The organism is Yersinia pekkanenii, assembly GCF_001152565.1.
GTDB classification, from domain to species: domain Bacteria; phylum Pseudomonadota; class Gammaproteobacteria; order Enterobacterales; family Enterobacteriaceae; genus Yersinia; species Yersinia pekkanenii.
Map to the genome: position 1 here is coordinate 91105 of NZ_CQAZ01000009.1, position 25907 is coordinate 117011.

Genomic DNA, 25907 nt, shown 5'->3' on the forward strand with positions numbered 1-25907 from the left:
CCGGCGCCTAGGGACCTTTTATGGTAAGCATCATCATCACCGGCCATGGCCGTTTTGCCAGTGGGCTGTATAACGCGGTGGAACAAGTCATTGGTCCACAACAGCAAATCATTGCCGTCGACTTTCCGGTAGGTATGAGTACTCAGCAGTTAGACCAGGCGCTACAACAGGCACTGGATGTACTACCTGTTGAGCTCGGTGTGGTGTTTTTCACCGACTTGCTAGGGGGTTCGCCATTCCGCAGTGCAGTTCAATTAAGTGTGCATCAGCCCCAATTTGAAGTTATTACTGGTACCAATATGCAGATGCTGGCAGAAACGGTACTAGACAGAGATGAAGTCTCTACTGCCAGCGAATTAGTTCGGCAGGCACTGGCGGCGGGAAGTCGAGGGATCGTGCATTTTGTGGTTGCGGATGAAACGCAAAATAATGAGGAAAATGAAGAGTCGGAGGGGATCTAGTCATAGCGGCTTAATACCAATACCCCTCCCACCGAGGGGCAAACCAGCCCTTCTGCTCAATGAGCAATATGGAACAGATCTAGCCCCGTCAACCATTAATACCCTAACCGTTTAGCCCTTAAGATCTCACCGCGATTAAGGCGGTATTGAGCTGCCGCACAGCCTGCTGCGGAGCCTGCTCTGGATGGATAAAAAAGTAGTTCAGTACGTGGAAAAAGATCTCTTTGGTTTGTGCGTCTGTCGCCATCGAATGCGCCATACTCGGCAATAACGTCCCCGAAACCTCTGCCTGACGGAACGCCTTGCTTGACTGCTGCGAGCAGGAATCAAAATCCTGCAAAGAAACATCCATTCGCGCGGGGATAGAACCTTTTAGTTTATTAAAAGTAACCTGAAACTGCTTATCCATCAGTACATCAGCCAAATGACGCTGACCCGAGACCACGACCGGATTACCGTTTTGCTGCAAAATAGCCAAGCTGTCAGTATTATAAATAAAATAATCCTGAGTGCCGGGAGCCGGCACACACAGAAACGCTTGGCCAGGGCGATCACCATCCTGCATCATCTCGCCTTTGGCCCAGTCGCCCATAATCATCATGGCGGCTTTACCACTGCGCAGCATTTCTACCGACTCATGCCATGGACGATTGGCGGCATCGGGATCGATATAACCTTTGATCTTGCGGAACTTTTCCAGTACCTGCACCATTTTGTCACTTGTGATGGCACTGCTACGCTGTTCCATAAATACCTGACGGTAGAATTCCCCCCCTTCCATGCCTAACAGCAGGTTCTCAAACACCGTGGCGTCCTGCCATGCCTGCCCGCCATGTGCCAGTGGAATGTATCCGGCAGCTTGTAACTTATCGGCTACGGCAAAAAACTCATCCCATGTGGTAGGTACTGCTAATTTCAATTTGGCGAAAGGTTTAGGGTTAACCCACATCCAATTGATGCGATGTATGTTTACCGGCACGGCAACATACGCACCACGGTATTTGATATTGGCTTTGATGGAGGGAGGCAAAACCTGATCCCACTCAACAGTTTGCTCCGGTGTGTAAGGGCTAGAGAGAAAGCCCAATCTGGCCCACTCCTCAATGGCCTTACCTTCCAGTAATGCCGCACCAGGCGGGTTACCGGCAATAGCACGCGTTTGCAATACACTGTATGCGCTCTCCCCTGCACCACCAGCAACGGCAAAATCCTGCCAGTTATCTCCTTTTTCGGCCAGCGCCTGTTTTACCGATAATAGCGCCGCCTGCTCACTCGATGAGGTCCAATAATGAAGAACTTCAACGTTAACGGCAGTGGCATGGGTCGCGACCAACAGCAAAAAGATAAGAGATAGCTTCTTTAACATATGTAATAGACTCAGTTATAGCGTTGTAAACGGATTTCAACTATCAGACCACTGACGGGATGATTGCGTAATGTCACTTCGCCACCGTGCGCTCTGGCAATGCTACGAGAGATAGCAAGCCCCAACCCGCTGCCACGGTTATCTTGCTGCAAACGATAGTAAGGCTTAAACACTTTCTCCCATTGTTCCTCTAGAATTCCGGGGCCAAAATCACGGATAAACAACATGATGTAATCCCGATGATCTGACAGGGTTAGCTCTACCCGCTGCCCATAATTCAGCCCGTTCTCCACAATGTTATTAAGCAGGCGTTTAATCGCCAGAGGGCGGCCAAAAATCGGGCTAGCTTTACCGGAAACACTGACATTGAGATAGGCGTCCATCGTTTGCCTTAGCAAACTCATGATATCTATGGATTCCATATTTTCATGTAAATCAGTATCTTTCATACTTTGCAGTGCGCCCTTGACCATCATCTCTAAGTCAGCGACATCCCGTTCAAACTTTTTCCCCAACGTTTCATCTTCTAGCATTTCTACCCGTAGCCGTAGGCGGGTTAGCGGAGTTTTCAAGTCATGGCTGATCGCGGTAAATAGCATCTCCCGGTTATGCAGGTAAGCTCGCAGGCGACTTTGCATTTGATTGAAAGAACGGGTCGCGGTAACCAGCTCTGCACTGCCTTCTTCCGGCAATGGTTCGCTATCCAGTGAACTGTTAAGTTCAAGTGCGCCATGGGCTAGCCGTGCTAATGGCTTCAGTTCACGGCGAATCAGCCACCAGGTAAACAATAAAACCAGGAGCAAGCTACACAGGGTAAAGCCGACCTGACGCAAGCTAAACAGCGGGCTTTCCAACTGATCGTAAGGCGGTGGTAGGGGGGCCGCCAGAAACAGCCATTCATTGGAATTCAGTTGTAGCTGAATAACCAATACCGGTGCATCTTTGTGAGATGTTGTGATACCAAAACGCGTCCATGCCGGGGGCAGATTTTCAACCAAAACTCCAGCGTTAAAAACTTTCAGTTGATCTGCGGGTGTCAGAGAGATAATTGCCGCTTGCCGTTCCCCTAATTGTGTTCGCAGTTCCTGTTTTGCCTGCAATACTACGGTTCTGGCGGCCTGACTGTTTAGCAATTGCACTTCGTCCAATACATGGTTATTGATCGAAATAAAAAACTGCGAGCCGCCTAACGCCAATTGTTGTTGCAACACTAAATGGCGATAGTTGTATGGCAGAGAAGACATAAAGTTGTAGCTGGTCAGCATCCCTTGCACCAGCCCTTTGATAGTACTTTCCAGACTGGCCTGATTACGCAGGCTAAACTGGCGATACCAAATGGAACCAGAGATACTTTCTGCCAACAGCAGGGCAATCACCAGCATGCACAACATGCGGCTCAGAAGTGAGCGCGGCCAGAGTGGCCGGAACATATCCTGTAACCAGCGGGCATAACGGCCCGAATCAATATTCACGAGTTACATCGCAACATAGCATGTAGCCCTGATTACGCAGGGTGCGCAACAGCAAGCGCTGGCTATCTTGCAGGCGCTGACGTAAGCGGCTGATTTGCACATCAATCCCCCGCTCCAAAGGGTTATTTTCTCGGCGGCGGGTTATTTCAGAAATTTGATCCCGGTCGAGGATCTGATTTGGATGACGCAAAAAGAGTGAGAGTAAAGTAAATTCAATGCCCGACAACGGTTCACTCTGCTTGTGCGGATCAATAAGCTCCCGCCGAACTAAATCCAGTTTCCAGCCGTTAAAACACAAAAACCGTGCCTCAGTTCCGGGGCTTTGCACAATTTGATTACGACGTAATAACGCCTTAACCCGCGCCAATAGCTCGCGGGCGCTGAACGGTTTAGCCAGATAATCATCTGCGCCCAGCTCCAACCCAATCACTTTGTCACTTTCATCAGACGCCGCAGTTAGCATGATGATAGGTACTGCCGATACTTGCCGGGCTTTACGGCAAAGGGTAAAACCGTCATCACCGGGCAACATGACATCCAAAATGACTAAATCCACGGATTCCTGCTTCAATGTTGCCAGCAAATGTTCGCCGTCAGGTAACGAAAGCACACGAAAATTCGCTTTGGTAAAGTATTCCGTCAGCAAGCTGCGGATCTCTTCATCATCATCAATTACGAGCAAAGTATGAGGGGACATAATGGCGCTGACCTGAATAAACGAGCGTCGCTAATAGACAAGCAGTGTACCGCTATAACTCGATGCGCAGCTATACGTTACGAGGTATTAACTTCGTTCTGCGAGCTGCCTCAAAACTGTTATTCCACTGTTTCTGTTATATGAAATCCAATGCGGGGAGCTTCGCACATATATGGCCCAAAAGGTTTAAATGGATCAGCTTTGTTGCTTATTTAGCAATAGTGTTATGCATTATTGCCTATTTTCCTCTGGTGTCATAACCGTTAGCATACTCATCATTCCGGGGAAGGTACTGTTCTGTGTTATTAGCCCCCCGCTTCACAAGGATTATATCGATGAGTAACGTATTAATTATTAACGCAATGAAAGAGTTCGCGCATTCCAAAGGCGCGCTTAATCTCACTCTCACTAATGTCGCTGCCGATTTTCTGCAGGAAAGCGGCCATCAGGTTAAGATAACCACGGTTGACCAAGGTTATGATATTAAAAGTGAAGTTGAGAAATATCTGTGGGCCGATAGCGTGATTTATCAAATGCCGGGCTGGTGGATGGGTGAGCCGTGGACCCTGAAAAAATATATTGATGAAGTCTTTACCGAAGGTCATGGAAAACTGTATGCCAGTGATGGCCGTACCCGTTCTGATGCCACTAAAGGCTACGGTTCCGGCGGTTTAATTCAGGGTAAAACCTATATGCTTTCAGTAACCTGGAATGCACCACTTGAAGCCTTTAATGACCCTGAGCAGTTCTTCGAGGGGGTAGGCGTTGAAGGTGTTTATCTGCATTTCCATAAGGCAAATCAATTTCTTGGCATGAAGCCATTGCCGACGTTTATATGTAACGATGTGATGAAACAACCTGATATTGAAGGTGATATTAGCCGTTATCGTCAGCATTTAGCCGAAAATTTTAACAATCAGGCAGTGTGATTGCATACCAAATATAAACAGGGGGCCATTATGATTACCGTTTTTGCAGAAATAAAAGTCAAACCGGGTCGCCGTCAGGCGGTATTGCAGGCGATTGAGAAGCTTATTCCTGCGGTGCTGGCAGAGGAAGGTTGTGGCGGTTATGTGCCGATGGTTGATGTGCCAACTCAACTTGACTGGCAAAAGAATTCGCCGGACTCCATTTTCATGCTGGAAAAGTGGCAAAGTGTGCATCATCTGGAATTACACTTACAGATGGATCATATGCATCAGCATCGTGAAGTGATTAAAGATGATGTGTTAGATGTGAATATTCATATATTGAATAACGTTTAATCAGTCTATTCCCAATAGTAATTGGTGTTGCAGGTAGGCGGCAAGCAAACCTATCCCGATGATGCTTACTCATGCAAGGTCAACTACAAGTCATTGATTCTATGGACAAACCTGTCGGGAACAGATTTGAACGCTGCTTGCAGCGGCCTCGCAGAGGCGAGGCCCATGGATGGGCCGAGTAACTAGCGCAGCTAACACCCCTGCCGCATCAATTTCTGAGCCAATGGCTACCCTGCAACCGAATCTGCTCACTCACATAATCAAGGAAACAAGTGATGCGTGCGGCAAGCTGAGTATTACGATAATAAACTGCGTTGATCGGTTGCCAGGTTTCCAGAATTTGGTCGGCCATCACCTCAACCAAACGCCCCGCCAGTTGATCCTCTCGGGTCATAAAATCAGATAATTCGACAATGCCCTCCCCCTGTAAAGCCAGTAAGCGCAGTGTTTCACCGCTGGATGCTGCCAGATTGGGAGTAATGGATGCGCGCCCTGAGGGCAAATGCGGCAACGACCACTGATTGAGGAATTCCGGCTGAGTAAAACCCAGCAAACTGTGACCTGCCAATTCATCAATCGTGCGTGGCGTACCGTGCCGTTGTAGGTAACCTGGGCTGGCAAGGATACGCACCCGACTGGCACCCAATAAACGGGCATGGATAGTCGAGTCGCGCAACGCGCCGATACGAACAGCGATATCAGTACGTTGTTCAAGCAGGTCAATATTAAGATCGTCAGTATTCAACTCGAGAATAATCTGCGGATATAACGCGCGGAAACCGGTAACCATCGGCAAAATCACATGCTGCATAAAAGGTGCGGCCGCATTAACCCGCAACCGACCAGCCGGTTTCAGCCGCCGTAGGGCAATTTGTTCTTCAGCATCATCCACCGCACCGATAATCTGCCGCGCATGGCTGAGAAACAATTCACCCTCTTCTGTCAGTTCCAGCCGCCGGGTAGTGCGGCGTAGCAAAGTGGTCGCCAGTTTTTTTTCCAACCGGCTCAACGCCCGGCTGATACCAGAGGCGGTCTGGTTACGCTGCTCTGCCGCCGCCGTTATAGAGCCGCAGTCAACTACTGAGGTAAATGCCTGTAACTCTTCTAACGTAACCTTCATGGATTTTTCCCCGTCATCAATCAAAGCTCGATTTCAGCGGTATCCCCTTTCTCTTGCAGCCAATTGCGGCGATCTTCGGATCGCTTCTTCGCCAACAACATGTCCATCATGGCCAGAGTTTTATCAATATCATCATCACTAATGGTCAATTGCACCAAGCGGCGGGTATTTGGATCGAGGGTGGTTTCACGTAACTGCAATGGATTCATTTCACCCAACCCTTTAAAGCGCTGAACGTTAGGTTTGCCACGTTTACGTTTCAACTGTTCCAACACACCGGCTTTCTCTTCTTCATCCAATGCATAGAACACTTCTTTGCCCAAATCGATGCGATACAGCGGCGGCATCGCCACATAGACGTGGCCATTACGCACCAGAGCACGGAAATGGCGTACAAACAGCGCACACAGCAAGGTGGCAATATGCAAGCCATCGGAGTCCGCATCCGCCAGAATACAGACTTTACCGTAACGTAACTGGCTCAAATCTTCGCTGTCTGGATCGATACCAATCGCCACCGAGATGTCGTGTACCTCTTGCGAGGCCAACACTTCATCTGACGAGACTTCCCAGGTATTGAGGATCTTGCCTTTCAACGGCATGATCGCCTGGTAGACACGATCACGCGCCTGTTTAGCTGAACCGCCAGCGGAATCCCCTTCCACCAAAAACAGCTCGGTCATGTTCAAGTCCTGCGACGTACAATCGGCCAGTTTGCCAGGTAATGCCGGGCCACTGGTCAGTTTTTTACGTATCACTTTCTTCGCAGCCCGCATACGGCGTTGAGCACTGGAAATAGCCAGTTCAGCCAGTTGTTCTGCCGCCTGTACGTTCTGGTTCAGCCACAGGCTGAAGGAGTCTTTGACCACCCCGGAGACAAAAGCGGCGCACTGACGTGAGGAAAGTCGCTCTTTCGTCTGACCTGCAAATTGTGGATCCTGCATTTTTACTGACAACACATAAGCACAGCGTTCCCAGATATCATCTGCCGACAGTTTGACACCGCGCGGCAGGATATTACGATATTCACAAAAATCACGCATGGCATCCAGCAAGCCCTGACGCAAGCCATTAACGTGAGTACCGCCCTGCATCGTTGGGATCAGGTTGACGTAGCTTTCAGTCAGCAGTTCGCCACCTTCCGGCAGCCATAACAGTGCCCAGTCAATGGCTTCGGTATCACCGGCAAAAGCGCCAACAAACGGCACTTCCGGTAGGGTAATCAAGCCGTCAACCGCCTCCATCAGGTAATCGGTCAAACCATCGGCATAACACCAACGTTGCTCGGTATTATTCACCAGATCTTTAAAAACGATCTCTACGCCGGGGCACAACACGGCTTTCGCTTTCAGCAAATGGGATAGGCGGGAAACCGAGAAACGTGGGCTGTCGAAGAAAGACACATCCGGCCAAAAATGCACACTGGTCCCAGTATTGCGCTTACCGCAAGTACCGATAACCTGTAATTCCTGCACTTTATCGCCATTTTCGAAGGCGATACTGTAAATTTGGCTATCGCGGCGCACTTTGACTTCTACCCGCGTGGATAAGGCATTCACAACGGAAATACCTACACCATGCAAACCACCAGAGAACTGATAGTTTTTATTGGAGAATTTACCGCCCGCATGTAAACGACACATAATCAGTTCAACAGCAGGAACCCCCTCCTCGGGATGGATATCAACAGGCATCCCACGGCCATCATCAATAACTTCGAGTGATTGATCGGCGTGCAAAATAACGTCAATACGACGGGCATGCCCCGCCAGTGCTTCATCGACGCTATTATCAATCACCTCTTGACCAAGGTGGTTTGGCCGCGTGGTATCCGTGTACATTCCCGGACGACGACGCACTGGTTCTAAACCGCTGAGTACTTCAATGGCATCAGCGTTATAGCTGGATTCAGTCATGGTTTGATTAATATTCGGCTAATGGTTAGAAGGCTTTAGGCGGTCGCTAGCCCTAAAAAAGTCACAATCGGGGAGAAATAGTGATCAAAACCCACAAAGGCATGATTCCCACCTGATTCTACTGTTTGCCTACAAGGGGTGTAGTAGGCAACCGCTTGTCGGTAATCGAGGATCTCATCCCCGGTTTGTTGCAATAACCAGAGTAAATCCGGTGATCCCAACGTTTCAATTTGCATGGCTTTCAGGTCATAAATATGCCGAGACTCTAACACATATTGTTGCCCGGTGTAGGGGTTCTCATTTTCACCCAAGTAATCGCTGAGCAGCTCAAAGGGCCGAACCGCCGGGTTAACAACGACGGCGGGAATACTGAAACGTTGGGAAAGCCAGGTAGCAAAATAGCCACCAAGGGAAGAACCAACGATCCCAATGGATTGCCCGGCTTTATCCATCACAATGCTTTCTAACATTTCTGCTGCTTGCGCCGGATAAGGCGGCAGTTGTGGTGTCAGCATCTCGATATGAGGATGGTGCTGCTGCAACCAACTTTTAAAGCAACTTGCTTTGAGCGAGCTGGGAGAGCTATTAAACCCATGAATATAAAGAAGCGTGCTCATTAATAACCATCCGAGTCCATGTCCGGGCAGAATTCATTACTGTCTAACCGACGAACTTCAGTTTCAAGTATTCCATCAGGCAGTAAATCGAGGTAGCGCCATCCCGGAGCCACAGTATCAAGTGTGAAATTTGTGCAGTGCGGTTTGAACTGCACACAGGTAGAAGGGCTGGCCAGCAGGCGTTTACCATACCAATCAAGATCCAAATCCTGATGAATATGGCCGCACAATAAGGTCGTAACACGTGGATAACGAAGAAGAACCGCCGCCAACATATGCGCATTACGCAGGCTGTGTTGATCAAGCCAGGTACAACCCGATGGCATTGGGTGATGGTGCAATAAAATGAGTGTATAGCGTTCTGGATATGCCACCAGACAACGCTCCATCCACTCCAATTGATAATCACTCAGCTCACCATAAGGCACGCCAGACACCTGACTGTCCAATAACAGAATTTGCCAGTTATCGCCGACTAATACTTGCTTTGAAGGGGCAATACCGGCATCTGCCAGCGCATCTACCATTGCCGGTTGAAAATCATGATTACCCGGTAGCCATAAACAAGGCGCAGGCAAACGAGAGATGCCCTTCGCAAAATTCTGATAGGCAGCAATAGAATGATCCTGAGCCAAATCGCCGGTTGCGACAATAAGATCAAACGGGCGCTGCTCAGCAATAATCGCATCCAACACAGCGCGATAACTGAGGGAAGTGTTCACACCCAGCAAGGTTTCATGTTCACCTGCAAAAAGGTGGGTATCTGTTATTTGTAAAATTCTGGCCCTGGCCCCACTTGCCATAGGCAGTTTAAACAGGCTTTCCAAATGGTGTCCTTGTTTTTGCGCCCTTCCCAACCAGATTTGCCACGTATATTCATTCACTGTAGGCAAGGCTATAAGTCTGTCTAATAAACCGGAACTGCCACCGCGCCATGCGCCAAACAATAGCGCAACCAGTCAGCAAGAAACTGGTTAATTTGATGCTTTTCGTCCCGCTGATGCAACTTTTTATTCGGATAATCATAGCTTGCTTTGAAGCGGGAGATCTGCTGACTGGCACACACTTCCGCCACCTGTGCATCATGATAAAGCCGTACCACCATCGACGGCAGACTCCAATGGCTAACAGCAGGCTCAGTTTGTACAATCTCGACTACAGAAGTGTAGCGGGTTAATTCAATAATTGTCAGCCGATAGCTGTTGTTGTTAACCTGATAAGCCACACTTTCGCCCACTTCATCAACACGCGGGAGTAAACGACGTAATTGTACGAAGTTAGTTTCGCATATCCGCATCATTTCAGGGAAATCAGGTGTATAGCGCTTACTCATTATTTTTCTCTTTATGACTGCCATTCTGCTCTCAGCGATTGATGGTGCAGCGCCAGCCATTGTAATGCAATAATTGAGGCTGCGTTATCAATAGCACCGTCTTCAACCCAACGATAAGCTTGCTCACGGCTGACAACATGCACCCGAATATCTTCATTTTCGTCGGCCAAACCATGAATACCCGTAGCCGTCAACGCATCAACTTCGCCCACCATAATAGATAAGCGCTCGCTGGTGCCCCCAGGGCTGGCTAAATAGCTGAGCACTGGCTTACAGCGGCCAATGTTAATCCCGGCTTCTTCCTGTGCCTCGCGACGGGCGACATCTTCAACGGTTTCACCTTCTTCAATCATTCCGGCCACCATTTCTAATAACCAAGGTGACCGGCTACTGTCAATGGCCGCAATCCGCAACTGTTCAACCAATACCACTTCATCACGCACCGGGTCATAAGGTAATAACACCGCCGCATGGCCACGCTCAAAAATTTCGCGTTTAACTTCTCCACTCATTTCGCCATTAAACAGACGATGGTGAAATCGGTATAAATTCAGTGAAAAAAACCCCCTGTATAGGGTTTCACGTGCAATAATTTCCACATCATTTTTGTCGAAGGTCACCGGTGAGGGTTGTGCTGATGTCATATACTTCTCCCTAACATAAATATTGAACTTAAAATGGTACTTTTTGATGACAACCCAACTGCAGGCTACAGGATTTTAAAATAGCAGGCATAGTGTTAGCTGATAGAAATGATTTTACTAATAGAACTGAGCGGTTTGATAAAGATTATTTGACAAACATGGCCGATACCGATTAGTTGTCTAAATACTCATTTAGCTTTGTGATAGATTTAAGTAAATTAAGGCGAGATGGCACAATCAGCCACCTTATCCCATTGGCAGACTCTGATAGAATCGGCAACAATTCGTCTATCGACAGCTACCATAGTAAAATTGCCGCACAAATGCTGCACAACAAGGACTGCAAATGAAGAAACTGCTCCCCCTTCTTATCGGGCTGAGTCTGGCTGGTTTCAGTACCATGAGCCAGGCAGAGAACTTGCTGCAAGTTTATAAGCAAGCCAGGGATAGTAACCCGGATTTACGTAAATCGGCTGCTGACCGCGATGCTGCATATGAAAAAATAAATCAAGCTCGCAGCCCGCTGTTACCACAGCTCGGTTTGGGTGCCGGTTACACCCATACCAATGGTTTCCGTGACGCATCTGACAGCCCGGATAGCAACCAGACATCAGGCTCTCTGCAACTGACTCAAACTATTTTTGACATGTCTAAATGGCGCGCCCTAACCTTACAGGAAAAGTCGGCCGGTATTCAGGACGTAACGTTCCAGACCAATGAACAAACACTGATCTTGAACACGGCAACCGCCTATTTCGACGTCCTTAGGGCGATTGATAGCCTGTCATATACCGAAGCACAGAAACAATCGGTCTATCGCCAGTTGGATCAAACAACCCAGCGGTTTAATGTGGGTTTAGTGGCAATTACCGATGTACAGAACGCCCGAGCCACTTACGATACCGTATTAGCTGACGAAGTGACTGCCCGTAATAATCTGGATAATGCGCTGGAAAACCTGCGTCAGATTACCGGTGTATACTACCCTGAATTGGCGTCTCTAAATGTGGCCCGCTTGAAGACCGAGCGCCCGCAAGCCGTTAATAACCTGTTGAAAGAAGCAGAAAAACGTAACCTTTTGTTGCTTTCTGCTCGTTTGAGCCAAGATTTAGCCCGTGAGCAAATTAAGTCGGCAGAAACCGGTTATATGCCAACCATCGATTTGACTGCGTCATCTTCGCTAACCAATACCCGATACAGCGGTGGCAGACCCACCAGTCAGCAAGTGAATAATGATGCTGGCCAAAACCAAATTGGCGTGCAACTGAACTTGCCACTGTACAGCGGTGGATCCACCAATTCTGCGGTGAAACAAGCCCAGTACAATTTTGTCGGTGCCAGTGAGCAGTTGGAAAGCGCTCACCGCAGTGTGGTGCAAACGGTACGCTCCTCATTCAATAATATTTCAGCCTCTATCAGCAGTATTAAGGCTTATGAGCAGGTGGTTGTTTCCAATCAAAGCTCATTGGATGCAATGGAAGCCGGTTATCAGGTGGGTACCCGTACAATTCTGGATGTGTTGACGGCAACGACTAGCTTGTATCAATCCAAGCAGCAACTCGCCAATGCACGTTATAACTATTTGATTAATCAGTTAAATATTAAATCCGCACTGGGTACGCTGAACATGAATGACCTGATGGAGTTGAATGGAGTACTGGATAAGCCGGTTCCAACCTCAGCCACCAGTTTGGCACCCGATAATACCAACCAAAATGCCTATGCTGATGGCGATAACACTCAAGCTGCACCGCGTGTTACTCCTGTAAGCCAACCGACGGCCGCAGCACCCGCAGCGTCACGTAACGGCAATCCATTCCGTAACTAATGGTTATAGGTTCGGGTTCCCCGGGTTCAGCCTCAGGCTGCGCCCGGTTTATTTTTCTGCATTTATCTTCTTTGTCAGCAAGCATTTTTCGTCAATGAAAAAAGCGAAACAGCCTGCAGTATTTCGTATAGCTTTGTAAAGTCTGCCGCTTGCCGGCCCTCACGCTTTAATTTTATACATGTTTCCCTTATTCTAGAGCGCACTTACTGGGAAAGGGCTCCAATGCCCGGAAATGAGATAAATAACGATGAAACGGACTCAAAACATCAATCAAGAGACTTTCCGTAAATCTTGGCGTAGCTACCGACTTGCGCCCGTAGCTTTAGCTGTCAGTGCTGTATTTATGCTGGCCGGCTGTGAAAAAACCGATGAAACCGTCTCCTTGTATCAAAATGCTGATGATTGTTCTCAGGCTAACCCGTCCAAGAGCGCGGAATGCACCACTGCGTACAATACGGCATTACAGGAAGCGGTTAAAACCGCACCAAAATATGCGACCCGCGAAGATTGCGTCGCCGAATTTGGTGAATCGCAGTGTACTCAAGCCCCTGCTCAGGCAGGGATGGTACCAACATCGTCTTCTTCTGAAACTAGCGCTGCAGCACCGCAACAAAGCGGCGGTATGTGGATGCCATTAATGGCCGGCTATATGATGGGCCGGATGATGGGCGGCGGAGCAAGCCAGCCATTATTCACCTCTAAAGCGCCTAATAGCCCGGCGAGTGGCAAGTTTGTCGATGCTACCGGTAAAAACTTTGGTTCAGCCACCACCGGCCGCACCATGACGGTGCCAAGAACCGCAATGGCACCGAAACCTGCTGTAACTAATACCATCACCCGTGGCGGTTTTGGCGAATCAGTAGCCAAACAGTCTTCAATGCAACGTAGTGCTGCGACATCATCCAAAACCAGCACGCGCAGCATGGGTGGCTAAGGTCTGATTAATGAAACGTTTACCGATTAGCGAACGCCCAGACTGGCGCGAAAAAGCCACCGAATTCGGTTTCCGTTTTCACACCATGTATGGCGAGCCGTACTGGTGTGAAGACGCCTATTACGAATTTACACTGGCACAAATTGAAGAACTGGAAGATACCACTGCAGAATTACATCAGATGTGTTTGCAAGTGGTTGAGAAAGTGGTGAATAGCGATCAACTGATGGCAAAATTCCGCATTCCGAAGCATTGCTGGGATTTTGTCCGCAGTTCATGGCGGACCAATCAACCCTCGCTCTATTCCCGCCTTGATTTGGCCTACGACGGCATCAACCCGGCAAAATTGCTGGAAAACAATGCGGATACTCCGACCTCATTGTATGAAGCCGCGTTTTTCCAATGGCTATGGTTGGAAGACCAGATCAATGCGGGCAATTTGAGTCAGGATTCTGACCAGTTCAACAGCATGCAAGAGAAGCTGATCGAGCGTTTTATTGATCTACGTGATAACCACGGCTTTAGCTTATTGCATCTGGCCTGCTGTCAGGATAGCGAAGAGGATCGTGGTACTGTGCAATATCTGCAAGATTGCGCACTGGAAGCCGGTCTGCCGACTGAATTCATGTTTATGGAAGAAATAGGCTTAGGGGAAAAAGGCCAATTTACTGACCTGGATAATCAGGTTATCAGTAATTTGTTCAAACTCTATCCGTGGGAGTTTATGTTCCGCGAAATGTTCTCCACCAAGTTGGAAGATGCTGGCGTTCGCTGGCTGGAACCCGCCTGGAAGAGCATTATATCCAATAAAGCCTTGTTGCCACTGTTGTGGGAAATGTTCCCGAATCATCCGAATCTGCTACCCGCTTACTTTGCAGAAGATGATCATCCACCAATGGATCATTATGTCACCAAGCCGCTGTTCTCGCGGGAAGGTGCCAATATTCAGATAGTGGAAAACGGTAAAGAAGTGGCGCGGGTTGATGGGCCATACGGTGAGGAAGGCATGATTGTTCAGCAATTCCATCCGTTACCTAAGTTCGGTGATAGCTATACGCTGATTGGTAGCTGGCTGGTTAACGACCAACCCTGCGGTATTGGTTTGCGTGAAGACCGCGAATTGATCACCCAAGATCTGTCACGTTTTTACCCGCATATCATTTTGGGCTAAGGCGACACACCATACCCTGAGCCAAGGGTTTACCGCACTTACGGGCGCTCCGACGGCTCACGCACTGGTATTTGTAACTAAAAGTGGCCCCAACGGCACGTTTCCCCTTGGTTCAGCTTTATCAGTAAATACCCAAAGTCATTGGCGTTACAGCCAGGCAGCAAGCGCTGTTCAACTTGGTTGTAAACCATGTTGAACAGCGCTTGCGCTGGCCCATAGGGTGAGCTTCATAGAGGCTCATAATCCCGAATCACTGACTCAGGTCAGTGATTCGACAAATCTGCTGGGAGCAGATTTGAACGCTGCTTGCAGCGGCCTCGCAGAGGCGAGGTCCATGGACGGGCCGAGTAATGAGAGCAGCTAACAACGCTGTAGTCGTTAAGGGCGAAGGGTATTAGCCTAGCTGCACTGACAGCATACTCAGCGACCCCATCTCAACCCCATCGGTTGGAATCGAAATGGGTTCTTTACCATCCCAAGCGCCCAAGACATAAAGCAGTGGCAGATAATGCTCAGGTGATGGGTTAGACAGTTCTGCTCCTTCATGCTGCATAAAATTAACCAATGGGTGGTTATCACCCTGATAGTTCAGATTATCCCGAACAAACTGGTTAAAGGACTCAGCCCACGGATACGGGCGGCTATCTCCCTGCCATCTGACCATCCGCAAGTTGTGTACCACGTTGCCACTGGCGACAATCATCACCCCCTGCTCACGCAGCACAGCCAGTTTACGGCCTAATTCATAGTGGTATGCCGCCGGTTGCGTACCATCGATACTCAACTGCACCACGGGAATATCAGCTTCAGGATACATCTTGATCAATACCCCCCAACTGCCGTGGTCCAGCCCCCATTCACCGGTATCAGCTCGTACCGCGATAGGTGCCAACAGTTGCTGAATTTGTGCCGCCAATTCAGGAGACCCCGGAGCCGGATACTCGGTATCAAACAGCGCTTGTGGGAATCCACCAAAATCATGGATAGTCCGAGGCTGCTCCATTGCTGTCACCGCCGTCCCACGGGTATACCAATGGGCGGAAACCACCAGAATAGCCTTAGGACGCGGTAATGTCTCACCCAACATACGCCATGCCTGAGTGTGACTGTTTTCTTCCAGCACGTTCATCGGGCTACCGTGGCCGATAAACAGTGCAGGCATACGAGAGGTATTCATAGAAAATCCTTACGGTTAAGAAAAAGAGTGGCGCTTAAACCATAATAAGTACATTACGCGCTTTCTTTTCATTACACAGCCGGATAACAATGATGAAGATATTCAATAAATTTGAATGGGGGAAACCAAAGGAAAGGGACGGCTTAATACGTTTAATAATAGAAGATAACCGGGTCGCGATCTATTCAGAATAATAAAGGCTACCCGGTATTTGAACTGATAGAAAAAAGTTTAACACCCAGGATCAGCAGGTGTTCTTGCCATCAAATCAACTGGCTTTTTTCTCGCTGGCCTGACGATAAGCCGCCAAATCATCAATAGTCACTACCGGCATATTGTGCAATTTGGCGAATTCAATCACTTCTGGAGCGTGTGCCATGCTGCCATCGTCATTGGTCAGTTCACACAACACGCCCGCAGGTTTGAAACCCGCCAGTGTGGCTAAGTCGATAGAGGCTTCGGTGTGACCACGACGGGATAATACGCCACCCGGCTGACCGCGCAGCGGGAATACATGACCTGGGCGATTAAGGTCAGCAGGTTTAGCGTTATCGGCAATTGCCGCACGGATAGTGGTCAGACGGTCAGCAGCAGAAACACCGGTCGTTACGCCTTTAGCCGCTTCAATTGTCACGGTAAATGCCGTCTGGAACTGGCTGGAGTTGTTGGTCACCATCATTGGCAAGTCAAGCTGCTGACGGCGTTCATCAGTGATACACAGACACACAATGCCACTGCCGTGGCGGATGGTCAGTGCCATTTGCTCAACGGTCATCGTTTCTGCAGCAAAAACCATATCGCCTTCGTTTTCACGATTTTCGTCATCCAACACCATAACACCACGGCCATGACGCAAAGCGTCGATGGCACGTTCTACACGCTCAACAGGCGTGCCGAAATCTGATAAAAGGGTCTGATTCATGGTAAAAAACCTCATTAAAATTATGGATTACCAGAATCAGGGCGGTCTTGAGGAGTAAATGGCCATCAACAAAATAGAAATAGCCGAAATAACGCAGCGGGCTATTTAATAAAATAAATAAGCCCGGCAGATACCGTTACTCTCTCCCATCCGGACTATAACCGTCGGCCCCGGGATCACACCGGGTCTGCTGACCTCTACCCTGCTCTCTCTTTGACAAGAGAAACAGCGTGAGCGCTCGCGGGCTTTTGCAATACAGCACGGAATGCCGCAACACAATTTACCGCCGGTGGGGACTTGCACCCCGCCCTGAGAATAAGCCCTGAGACTATAACGCTATTGATTCATCGTAGCAATTACCAAAATGGTAGGTATGAAGGTTTATACAATTCGCATCAGGCATTACACTAGTAAGCAGTAACCACACATTAAATTAGGGAAACATCATGATTGACCCGAAAAAAATTGAACAAATCGCCCGCCAGGTGCATGAGTCTATGCCAAAAGGTATTCGCGAATTCGGGGAAGACGTCGAAAAGAAAATTCGTTTGGTGCTGCAATCGCAGTTAACCCGATTGGATTTGGTTAATCGTGAAGAGTTCGACGTGCAAACTCAAGTGCTGCTGCGTACCAGAGAAAAGCTGGCTTTACTGGAACAACGGATGGGAGAATTGGAAGCCAAATTCAACAGTGCGCCGGATCTGGTTGATAACAATGATAATGATGATAAAACTGGCAAATAAGGTTGGTGCAAGCCATTGAAGGTAATAGCCATCGCTGATGATTAGGGCGCTTATGTAGCGCCCTAAGTTTAAGGCTTTATTTCTGGCAGCCGCAGTCTGGATATCAGCATCCACAATAGAGCAAACATCAGTAAAGCATATAAACTCTTCCAACCAATCATGACCAGTAATACACAACACAGAATACTGCCCATCACCGACATCACTCGCGAGCGCCCACTCAATAAGCGAATGCCTGCCAGCATGCACAACAAGTAAATCAATACGAAAATACCGTTGGCATAAACAATCAGCAAATCCAATGGCAGAGACAGCCAATAAATCAGCAACGCGAATACCAGGCTACAACCGACCACCGCCGTAAGTGCATTAACCGGCGTTTGGCCCACGGATAAGCGAGCCAATTTACTTTGCGGGCGCACCTGAGCCTGCGACCACACCATACGAGCAAAGCTCTGAGTATAAATATTGACGCTGGCAAAGCAGGCCAGATAACCAATAATGCAGGCAATCCACAGCGCATGTTCACCAAACAGTTGCACCACAATACCCGGCAACGAGGCCGCAGCAGCTTGCTGTCCGCCGTAAGCATGGAAATGTAACACTGCCACGGTACATCCCCAGTAAACGGCACCGGCGACCAATAGCCCAACCATCAGGGCGCGGGGGAAATCACGTTCAGGATGACGGAATTCTGTCGCCAAATGTGCAAAGGCTTCCAACCCGACGAAACACCAAAACATCACAGCCAGAGCACTAAACATATTCGGCGGGGAAATATCTTGTAGCCTGGGCCACGGTATCTGTGATGGGCGAATCCCCCCCTGCCACCAAATAGCCACGACCAGTGCAATAACCAGTAACGCAATCAGGGTTTGTATATTGGCGCTGGAACCGGCACTGCGCGTACCCAGCCCCCAAATAACCAGCAAGGTGACCAACTGCACCATCAACAGCCCGCTGTCGCTCCAACCAAACGTCGCCTGCCAGAAGCCTGCGGCAATTTGTAAGGCGGCGGGTAAACCCACCGGAATAACCGATAAATATAGCCAGCCGGTGACTTTACCCAGCGTTGGCCCGAAAGCCATCGTCACAAAGTGGGCAGCCCCACCGGCACTGGGGAAATGGCGGCCTAAAGCAGCAAAAGCGATAGCTATCGGGAAAACCAATACAATTAATACTGGCCATGCCCACAAACTATCATTACCGGCCAGCATCGCCGCCAGTGCGGGCACAGCAAAGACACCGGTTCCCAGCAGGGAGGTGGACAGCAATCCAACGCCCTGTGCCAGACTCAATTCCTGTTTTAGTCCACTCATTCTTTTTAAGACCCAAGTCATTGATGTTGCAGGGGTGTTAGCCTCGACCATTCTTGATTGACTGAATAATATTGGTGGTGGAAACACCGTCTTCAAAATTCAACACCTTAACTTCACCACCGGCAGCCCAGACTTCGGCACTGCCTGCTATCTCATCAGGTTTATAATCACCGCCCTTCACCAACAGATCCGGTAAAATATCGGCAATTAAGCGCTGCGGCGTGTCTTCTTCAAATGGCACCACCCAATCCACCGCTTCCAACGCGCCCAATACAATCATGCGTTGATCCAGTGGATTCACCGGGCGTTTTTCGCCTTTCAAGCGTTTGGTAGAGGCATCGCTGTTAACAGCCACAATCAAGCGGTCACCCAGCTTACGGGCATTGGCCAGATACGAGACATGACCCGCATGGAGAATGTCAAAAATGCCGTTTGTCATCACCACTTTTTCGCCACGCTGACGCGCCTGTGCAACGACTTTTTTCAGTTGCTGCTCATCCATCACCCCAAAACCTGTTTCAGCCCGGCCACGGATCGCGTTTTCCAGCTCAATGGGGGAAACCGTCGACGTACCTAACTTACCAACCACCACTCCGGCGGCAGCATTAGCGAGAAAGCAGGACTCTTCCAGGGTATTGCCAGCCGCCAGAGCGGCCGCCAGCACACCAATAACCGTGTCACCGGCACCGGTCACATCAAACACTTCTTGCGCCTGAGTCGGCAAATGCAGCGGGGGTTTCCCCAGTTGCAGCAAGGTCATACCTTGCTCGGAGCGGGTCACCAGCAACGCTGAAAGTTCAAAGTCTGCCACCAGCTTCATGCCACGGCTGACCAGTTCTTCATTATTTTTGCAGTGGCCAACCACCGCTTCAAATTCAGATAAATTAGGCGTTAACAGTGTGGCACCGCGATAACGCTCAAAATCACTGCCTTTAGGATCGATAAGAACCGGCACTTTGGCCTTACGCGCTAACTGGATCATCTGCTGCACGCTGTTCAATGCGCCTTTGGCATAATCAGACAGCACCAACGCACCCATCTGTGGCAACGCTTGTTGAATGCGCTCAAAGATAGGCTGTGGATCAACACCGTCAAAACCTTCCTCAAAATCCAGGCGAATCAATTGCTGATTACGGGAAAGTACCCGTAATTTGGTGATGGTCGGATGAGTGGATACCGAAACAAAATCACAGCGCACATGAACTTCATTCAGCTTGCTGGTCAGCGCCCGCGCCGCATCATCGATACCGGTCAACCCGACCAAACGTGAAATAGCGCCAAGGGATGCGATATTCATCGCGACGTTAGCAGCACCACCAGGGCGTTCTTCGATAGTCTCTACTTTAACAACTGGCACGGGGGCTTCTGGCGAAATCCGGCTGGTTGGCCCATACCAGTAGCGGTCTAACATGACATCCCCCACGACCAAGACACCGGCGCGGCAAAAATCAGGCAGTGTAACTTTCATCCCTTAGCTCCAAACAAGTCATTATATTATTGTGGTTGATGATATCACAGGCTCTTATACCCTTTGTACTTGAAGCCACAGGGGGTTAGCTGAATTCATTACTCGGCCCATCCATAGGCCGCTGCAAGCAGCGTTCAAAACGGATCACCCTAACCAACGTTGCCAACTGGCAGCCACTTGCGCTCTTTGTTCAATAAAGCTGTCGGCTGAAACTTTGCTTGATTGCTCCTGCAAGGCCAGATGATGAATTTCATCGCGCATGGTGACATAAGCACGGGTCAGCGCGGCCGCCTCTTCCGGTGCCATAATGTCGTAATTGGCCATCAGCTCAAAAATACGCACATTATCTGACCAACGAGTCAAACGCGGCTCGCTGGCGGCATAACGCAACACCAGATATTGCGCAATGAACTCAATATCGGTGATACCATTTTCATCGGCTTTGATATCAAACACATCACGCTGCTTGCTGCCTAAGTGAGTACGCATTTTCTCGCGCATTTCGCGCACTTCCTGCTGCAATTGCGGATCTTCACGACGCCGGCAGAGGATTTGCTGACGGATGGCGTCAAACTGTTGATGTAATTGAGGGCAGCCATAAACAATACGGGCGCGAACCAGTGCCTGATGCTCCCATGTCCAGGCTTCATGCTGCTGGTAATCAGCGAACGCCTCGACGGTGCTGACCAGCATGCCAGCCTCACCGGATGGCCGCAGCCGTGCATCGACCTCATATAAAATACCTGACGAGGTGCGGGTGCTGAATAAGTGCATCACACGCTGGGCCAGACGCAGGTAGAACTGGCGGCCATCAATACTGCGCTCGCCGTCTGTCATCACATCCAGCGGGCAATCGAGCAGGAACACCAAATCCAGATCAGAGCTGTAACCCAGTTCCCAGCCCCCTAATTTACCGTAACCGATCACCGCAAAACCACGGCCTTCCCGTTGTTGTAAATGGCTCGGTTGACCATAGCGAGCTACCATTTGGTTCCAGGCTTGCTGGATAACCGCATCAATCATGGCCTCAGCCAGATAGGTTAAGTGATCGCTCACTTTCATTACCGGCAGCGCCTCGGTGATGTCCGCTGCGGCAATTCGTAATTGCTGAGCCTGCTTAAACTGGCGTAAAGCTTCCAGTTGCTGCTCCTCGTCATCTTCCGGTACCCGCAGTAAGTATTGGCGTAATTCATCGCGGTAGGCACTGGGTTCCAATGGCTGATAGAGCGATTGCGGATCGAGCAATTCATCCAATAATAGCGGGTAGCGGGCCAACTGACTGGCCACCATCGGCGAGGCAGAACACAAGCGAACAACGTGTTTTAGTGCCGCATGGTATTCCACCAACAATTCGAGATAAGTGGTGCGGGTAACAATGCTAAGCAGTAATTGGACCAGGCGACGGAGGGCAACATTTGCATCCGAACGTGGGCAAACTTCGGCAAACAAGCGTGGCATCAGTTGATCCAATACCTCGCGGCCACGAGGCCCAATGGTGCGCTTATCAACGTCATGGCGGAAATCATTAATTATCGTCAGCAACTGGCTGCGGCCCGTTTCATCTAAATGCGGCGTCAGCGGTGCTAAGTCACTCTCTTCCAGTACGTCTTGCCATAAACTTTTGTACAAACCATGGCAGGGGTCTTCACCAATATCAGGGGTATCGTCGCCAATCAAGTCGTCAAATACCAAGCGCACCGCCTGCATATGCTGTTCTAATGCGCTATTCATGGCTGCCCAATTGATATGACCCATACCCCAGGCCAATCGAGCCTGATTCAGTGTATCGCTGGGTAAAGTCTGGGTTTGCTCATCGCCAATAGCTTGCAGCAGATTCTCTAACCGGCGTAAAAACAGATAGCTACTACTGAGATCTGTCACCTGCTGTTCGGGCAATAAACCCAGCTCTGCGACCGCCTGCAAGGTAGGCAGTAAAGCTCGCTGTTGCAAACGCGGTTCACGGCCACCACGGATTAACTGGAATACCTGCGTAATAAATTCAATTTCACGGATCCCTCCGGCACCCAGCTTGATATTGTCTTTCAGGCCACGCCGCCGGACTTCACGAGCAATCATGCCTTTCATATTACGCAGTGACTGAATCACACTGAAATCGATATAGCGACGGAAGACAAAAGGCCGCAAGGTTTGGCGCAGTTCTTTGCTGTAATGGTCTTCAGCTCCGCCCATCAGCCGGGCTTTAACCATGGCATAGCGTTCCCAATCGCGGCCCTGTTCTTGGTAATAATCTTCCAGCGCGGCAAAGCTCAGTACCAGCGGGCCGCTGTCACCAAACGGCCGCAGCCGCATATCTACCCGATAGACAAAGCCATCAATAGTTTGCTGATCCAACGCCTTAATAAGCCGTTGCCCCAAACGGGTAAAGAACTGAGCATTATCCAACTGCCGCCGCCCGCCTTGAGTCTGGCCGTTCTCTGGGTAAACAAAAATCAGATCAATATCAGAGGATAAATTCAGTTCACCGCCACCTAATTTACCCATCCCCAGAATCAACAGCGGCTGCGGTAGCCCCTCACCATTACATGGCGTACCGAATTCACGACAGCAAGCCTGATACAGCCAATCCCGGGCAGAGAGAATCAGGCTCTCAGCCAGCCAGCTCAACTGTTGCAGGGTATCGATGGTCGAGCTGGTTTGCAGGGCCTGTGACCAAGCGATGCGCACCATAATCCGACGACGAAACAAGCGCAGCGCTGCTAATAACGCCGCTTCGTCATGTATCTCTGCCAGCGCCTGACTTAACCATTGCGGGTAATATTGCCACTCCTGCGGTTGCGGCGGTTGCTGATGCAACTCCTCCAGCCATTCAGGGTGAATCAGTAACATATCACTGACAAAATCACTCAACGCCAGTACAGCGATATCTTCATCACGCAAACCCGGCGGAGCCGGTAACTCATAAAAGCGCTGTTGTATATTCTGCGCCTGAAGCTGTAATTCCGCAGGAAGTGGCAACATATCGAATTCCTTGTATACCCTTCGTATTTGAAGCCACAGCAGGTTGGCTGCGCTCACGCGCCCAAATCACTTAACTTCAGGACTTGTTAGCTTGCCGCCTTCCTGCGACTCCAACGACTTTGGGTATATGCTCAATTAACGAGTAGCACCATTCAACCAAAATGCTGGCTGAGCCAACGCTTCCTTGCGAGCGGTATCACGCCAGTGCCCTTGACGTTGCATAATCTCTTGCTGTAAGCCAAACCAGCCATCGATATACGGCAGCCATTCACTTTGTGGATAGAAACCGGAGAGCAACTGGAAGGTCATGATCTGCCGGTTCAAACGAGGGAGTTGTGCCAGATAGCCATCGTCATCCATATGGTGACCAAAGGCTTCTTTCAGGTCAGCAGCACTGCGGCTCAGCATAATGTCGCAGAAGCGTTTAAATGAACCATCTAACTTGGCCTGTGCTTTAGCATCCATAAATGGCCGCCAGCCAGAGGTCACCAACCATGATGTAAGTGCTAACTTACATTTTAGGTAATCGGCGCTATAACAGAGCTGCTCAGCATCGACATTTTTCGGCTCTAACTGCGGTTCCAGCGCGATTAACAGGGCACGCAATTCGGTGCTGGCCTTGCGTGGCACCAACCCACCAAAAATAGCTAATGACTGGCGTACCATCGCCACTGCTTCAATGATCATTGCTTTAGCCGCTGGCTCACCGCGCAGCCACAGCTCTTCATGGTATTGCCAGTGATCCAACGCCATTTCCAGCCCTGCCACCATCCCTTGCTCAACCGTAGATTTCGCCGCAGGTTGTAAAACCAGTAATGGCCGTAATTCACCTGATGGCTGACCTTGCGCTAAACGATAACCACGCGCGGCTTTACTCAAATCACTTTGACGTAAGCCTCCGATGGATGCCAATTCAGCCGCCAATGCCAGTAAATCGGCCTGATTGCCTTGTTTCAGCTCCAGCTCAATTTCACTCAGTGGCTCCGATAACTCACCCGCGCTGATGGTACCTTGGTCCAGAGCAAGCTCTATCTCGCTCTCACCGTAAGTAATTACCCACTTCTCGCGAGTGAAATCAGTACGGAATAATGGCTGTAATTCAGCTTGCAGTGCTTCAGCCGCCCAACCTTCCGGCCAGATATCGGCGGGGAAACGCGCCAAATCCAATTGGTCACTATCAATATCTACATTATATTCAGGGCGTTGATGTAAACCGCCCACAACTTTACCGCCAGTTTTCACCGTCATCTCATAACGGCCATCGTAGCCACGAATACGTAAACCAATATCATGCTGACGCAGCCGGTTATCGACCGTTTCAAAATAGATATTAGTCAAAGTCTGCGGGGCAGAATGCTGGCTTTGCCAGGACGTGAGTTTCTCCGGCAACGCGGCAATGGCCGCAGGAGTAGCAATAAATTTTAATTCTATTTCAACGGTCATAATTTCATTCACACCGGTATGTTGCGAGATTACGGGTATTATGCCTTTTTCGCTGCGATTTGCCTGTTTTACACAGATTTACCTATTTTACACAAAAAAACCGCGCGACCCTTGGGTCAAACCCTATTTTAACAGGTCTGCCCTAAGGCTTCATAAGACAAATTTTCACTGCGGTTAAAATGAACAATAAAGTCGCTAAAGCCGCACCGGCTATGAGAGTAAGATAGTTCTCATTCCGGTTTATGCGTTGCGTCGGCAAACTGAACACTCTACTATCGTTCCATAAATTCACTCATAAATGACTCCCTAATGCAGAAATTACGCCTAATTTGCCTCGCGATGCTCAGTCTAAGTATCTCCTGGGGTGCGCACGCTGAAGAAAAACGCTACATCTCTGATGAGCTGGATACCTACGTTCATAGCGGCCCTGGTAACCAATACCGTATTGTCGGTACGCTAAAAGGCGGGGATGAAGTCACCCTGATAAGCGTTGAAGACAGCAACAGCTATGGTCAAATCCGCGATAGCAAGGGCAAAATCACTTGGATACCACTTAACCAATTGAGTGAAACGCCAAGTCTGCGCATTCGGGTGCCTGACCTTGAACAACAGGTCAAAACACTGACTGACAAGTTGGCTAATATTGATAATAGTTGGAATCAGCGCACCGCAGAAATGCAGCAGAAAGTGGCTGCCAGCGATAGCGTCATCTCCGAGCTACAAAAAGAAAACGAGTCGCTGAAAAACCAGTTAGTGGTTGCGCAAAAGAAAGTCAGTGCGGTGAATCTGCAATTGGATGACAAACAGCGCACCATCATTCTGCAATGGTTTATGTATGGTGGTGGTGTTGCCGGTGTCGGCCTACTGATTGGTTTGGTGCTACCACATCTGATACCCAGCCGCCGTAAAAAGAACAACCGTTGGATGAACTGATAGCCATTACCAACCTGCGCTGCAACCTCAAGAACGAAGAGTCTATCCAACGTTATTGGCGTTCCAGCCAGGCAGTAAACGAGTGAATCCCGTTGATCT

23 protein-coding genes and 1 riboswitch are annotated in these 25907 nt (G+C 49.4%); of the genes, 8 read left to right on the forward strand and 15 right to left on the reverse strand.

The window, feature by feature from the left end; all coding sequences use genetic code 11:
• Positions 1–20 precede the first annotated feature (20 nt).
• Positions 21–461: a PTS galactosamine/N-acetylgalactosamine transporter subunit IIA gene (gene agaF / locus AEP37_RS06410; protein ID WP_049611555.1), complete on the forward strand. Its 441-nt coding sequence runs from the start codon at positions 21–23 to the stop codon at positions 459–461.
• A gap of 118 nt (positions 462–579) precedes the next feature.
• Here agaF and AEP37_RS06415 read toward each other — a convergent pair whose 3' ends face one another.
• Genes AEP37_RS06415 through AEP37_RS06425 form a run of 3 tightly spaced genes read right to left on the reverse strand, consistent with a single transcriptional unit; the run spans position 580 to position 3996 of the window.
• On the reverse strand, positions 580–1827 hold the full coding sequence (locus AEP37_RS06415) for an ABC transporter substrate-binding protein (RefSeq protein ID WP_049611558.1): 1248 nt from the start codon (positions 1825–1827) through the stop codon (positions 580–582).
• Between the two features lie 11 nt (positions 1828–1838).
• The gene (locus tag AEP37_RS06420; RefSeq protein WP_235801379.1) at positions 1839–3299 is read right to left on the reverse strand and encodes an ATP-binding protein; all 1461 of its coding nucleotides are present in this window, start codon (positions 3297–3299) and stop codon (positions 1839–1841) included.
• On the reverse strand, positions 3289–3996 hold the full coding sequence (locus tag AEP37_RS06425) for a response regulator (RefSeq protein ID WP_049611561.1): 708 nt from the start codon (positions 3994–3996) through the stop codon (positions 3289–3291). The genes AEP37_RS06420 and AEP37_RS06425 overlap by 11 nt, the downstream gene beginning before the upstream one ends.
• A gap of 335 nt (positions 3997–4331) precedes the next feature.
• Between AEP37_RS06425 and AEP37_RS06430 the strand changes: the two genes are divergently transcribed.
• Positions 4332–4925 carry an NAD(P)H-dependent oxidoreductase gene (locus tag AEP37_RS06430; protein WP_049611564.1) on the forward strand — a complete coding sequence of 198 codons (594 nt, stop codon included), beginning with the start codon at positions 4332–4334 and terminating at the stop codon, positions 4923–4925.
• Positions 4926–4955: 30 nt separating this feature from the next.
• Positions 4956–5261: a putative quinol monooxygenase gene (locus tag AEP37_RS06435; RefSeq protein ID WP_049611664.1), complete on the forward strand. Its 306-nt coding sequence runs from the start codon at positions 4956–4958 to the stop codon at positions 5259–5261.
• A 208-nt stretch (positions 5262–5469) separates the two neighbouring features.
• Here the strand turns inward: AEP37_RS06435 and AEP37_RS06440 are convergent, their stop codons facing one another.
• The 6 genes from AEP37_RS06440 to nudF form a co-directional block, all read right to left on the reverse strand.
• Positions 5470–6381 carry a LysR family transcriptional regulator gene (locus tag AEP37_RS06440; protein WP_049611567.1) on the reverse strand — a complete coding sequence of 304 codons (912 nt, stop codon included), beginning with the start codon at positions 6379–6381 and terminating at the stop codon, positions 5470–5472.
• A 20-nt stretch (positions 6382–6401) separates the two neighbouring features.
• Positions 6402–8297: a DNA topoisomerase IV subunit B gene (parE, locus tag AEP37_RS06445; protein ID WP_049611570.1), complete on the reverse strand. Its 1896-nt coding sequence runs from the start codon at positions 8295–8297 to the stop codon at positions 6402–6404.
• A 35-nt stretch (positions 8298–8332) separates the two neighbouring features.
• A complete protein-coding gene (yqiA, locus tag AEP37_RS06450; protein ID WP_049611575.1) occupies positions 8333–8914 on the reverse strand; it encodes an esterase YqiA in 582 nt (193 codons plus the stop codon).
• Positions 8914–9741 carry a 3',5'-cyclic-AMP phosphodiesterase gene (cpdA, locus tag AEP37_RS06455; protein ID WP_049611578.1) on the reverse strand — a complete coding sequence of 276 codons (828 nt, stop codon included), beginning with the start codon at positions 9739–9741 and terminating at the stop codon, positions 8914–8916. Before cpdA ends, yqiA begins: the two co-directional genes overlap by 1 nt.
• Positions 9742–9821: 80 nt before the next feature.
• Complete coding sequence (locus tag AEP37_RS06460) at positions 9822–10247, reverse strand: DUF1249 family protein (protein WP_049611581.1); 426 nt, start codon at positions 10245–10247, stop codon at positions 9822–9824.
• 11 nt (positions 10248–10258) lie between these two features.
• A complete protein-coding gene (gene nudF, locus AEP37_RS06465) occupies positions 10259–10891 on the reverse strand; it encodes an ADP-ribose diphosphatase (RefSeq protein WP_049611586.1) in 633 nt (210 codons plus the stop codon).
• A gap of 346 nt (positions 10892–11237) precedes the next feature.
• Between nudF and tolC the strand changes: the two genes are divergently transcribed.
• The 3 genes from tolC (at position 11238) to AEP37_RS06480 (ending at position 14824) form a co-directional block, all read left to right on the forward strand.
• Positions 11238–12719: an outer membrane channel protein TolC gene (gene tolC, locus AEP37_RS06470; protein WP_049611588.1), complete on the forward strand. Its 1482-nt coding sequence runs from the start codon at positions 11238–11240 to the stop codon at positions 12717–12719.
• A gap of 247 nt (positions 12720–12966) precedes the next feature.
• Complete coding sequence (locus AEP37_RS06475) at positions 12967–13653, forward strand: DUF1190 family protein (RefSeq protein WP_049611591.1); 687 nt, start codon at positions 12967–12969, stop codon at positions 13651–13653.
• 10 nt (positions 13654–13663) lie between these two features.
• Positions 13664–14824: a glutathionylspermidine synthase family protein gene (locus AEP37_RS06480; RefSeq protein WP_049611594.1), complete on the forward strand. Its 1161-nt coding sequence runs from the start codon at positions 13664–13666 to the stop codon at positions 14822–14824.
• A 394-nt stretch (positions 14825–15218) separates the two neighbouring features.
• On the opposite strand, the gene ygiD is transcribed toward AEP37_RS06480, so the two are convergent.
• Together ygiD and ribB are read right to left on the reverse strand one after the other, a co-directional pair.
• Positions 15219–16001, reverse strand: coding sequence for a 4,5-DOPA-extradiol-dioxygenase (ygiD, locus tag AEP37_RS06485; RefSeq protein WP_049611597.1), 783 nt, complete (start codon positions 15999–16001; stop codon positions 15219–15221).
• Between the two features lie 268 nt (positions 16002–16269).
• Positions 16270–16923: a 3,4-dihydroxy-2-butanone-4-phosphate synthase gene (gene ribB, locus AEP37_RS06490; protein ID WP_049611600.1), complete on the reverse strand. Its 654-nt coding sequence runs from the start codon at positions 16921–16923 to the stop codon at positions 16270–16272.
• A gap of 134 nt (positions 16924–17057) precedes the next feature.
• Positions 17058–17244: riboswitch (FMN riboswitch) on the reverse strand.
• Positions 17245–17369: 125 nt separating this feature from the next.
• On the opposite strand from ribB, the gene ubiK reads away from it, so the two are divergent.
• Positions 17370–17666, forward strand: a complete 297-nt coding sequence (ubiK, locus tag AEP37_RS06495) for a ubiquinone biosynthesis accessory factor UbiK (protein ID WP_049611603.1) — start codon at positions 17370–17372, stop codon at positions 17664–17666.
• A gap of 68 nt (positions 17667–17734) precedes the next feature.
• On the opposite strand, the gene yjeH is transcribed toward ubiK, so the two are convergent.
• The 4 genes from yjeH to AEP37_RS06515 form a co-directional block, all read right to left on the reverse strand.
• Entirely contained in the window at positions 17735–18985 is a 1251-nt protein-coding gene (gene yjeH / locus AEP37_RS06500) for an L-methionine/branched-chain amino acid transporter (RefSeq protein ID WP_049611605.1), read from the reverse strand.
• A 37-nt stretch (positions 18986–19022) separates the two neighbouring features.
• On the reverse strand, positions 19023–20453 hold the full coding sequence (gene hldE / locus AEP37_RS06505) for a bifunctional D-glycero-beta-D-manno-heptose-7-phosphate kinase/D-glycero-beta-D-manno-heptose 1-phosphate adenylyltransferase HldE (protein WP_049611608.1): 1431 nt from the start codon (positions 20451–20453) through the stop codon (positions 19023–19025).
• Positions 20454–20597: 144 nt separating this feature from the next.
• Positions 20598–23432, reverse strand: coding sequence for a bifunctional [glutamate--ammonia ligase]-adenylyl-L-tyrosine phosphorylase/[glutamate--ammonia-ligase] adenylyltransferase (gene glnE / locus AEP37_RS06510; protein WP_049611612.1), 2835 nt, complete (start codon positions 23430–23432; stop codon positions 20598–20600).
• Between the two features lie 135 nt (positions 23433–23567).
• Positions 23568–24875, reverse strand: a complete 1308-nt coding sequence (locus AEP37_RS06515; protein WP_049611667.1) for a CYTH domain-containing protein — start codon at positions 24873–24875, stop codon at positions 23568–23570.
• A 309-nt stretch (positions 24876–25184) separates the two neighbouring features.
• Here AEP37_RS06515 and AEP37_RS06520 point away from each other — a divergent pair, with 309 nt between their 5' ends.
• Positions 25185–25808 carry a TIGR04211 family SH3 domain-containing protein gene (locus tag AEP37_RS06520; RefSeq protein ID WP_049611616.1) on the forward strand — a complete coding sequence of 208 codons (624 nt, stop codon included), beginning with the start codon at positions 25185–25187 and terminating at the stop codon, positions 25806–25808.
• Positions 25809–25907: the final 99 nt, after the last annotated feature.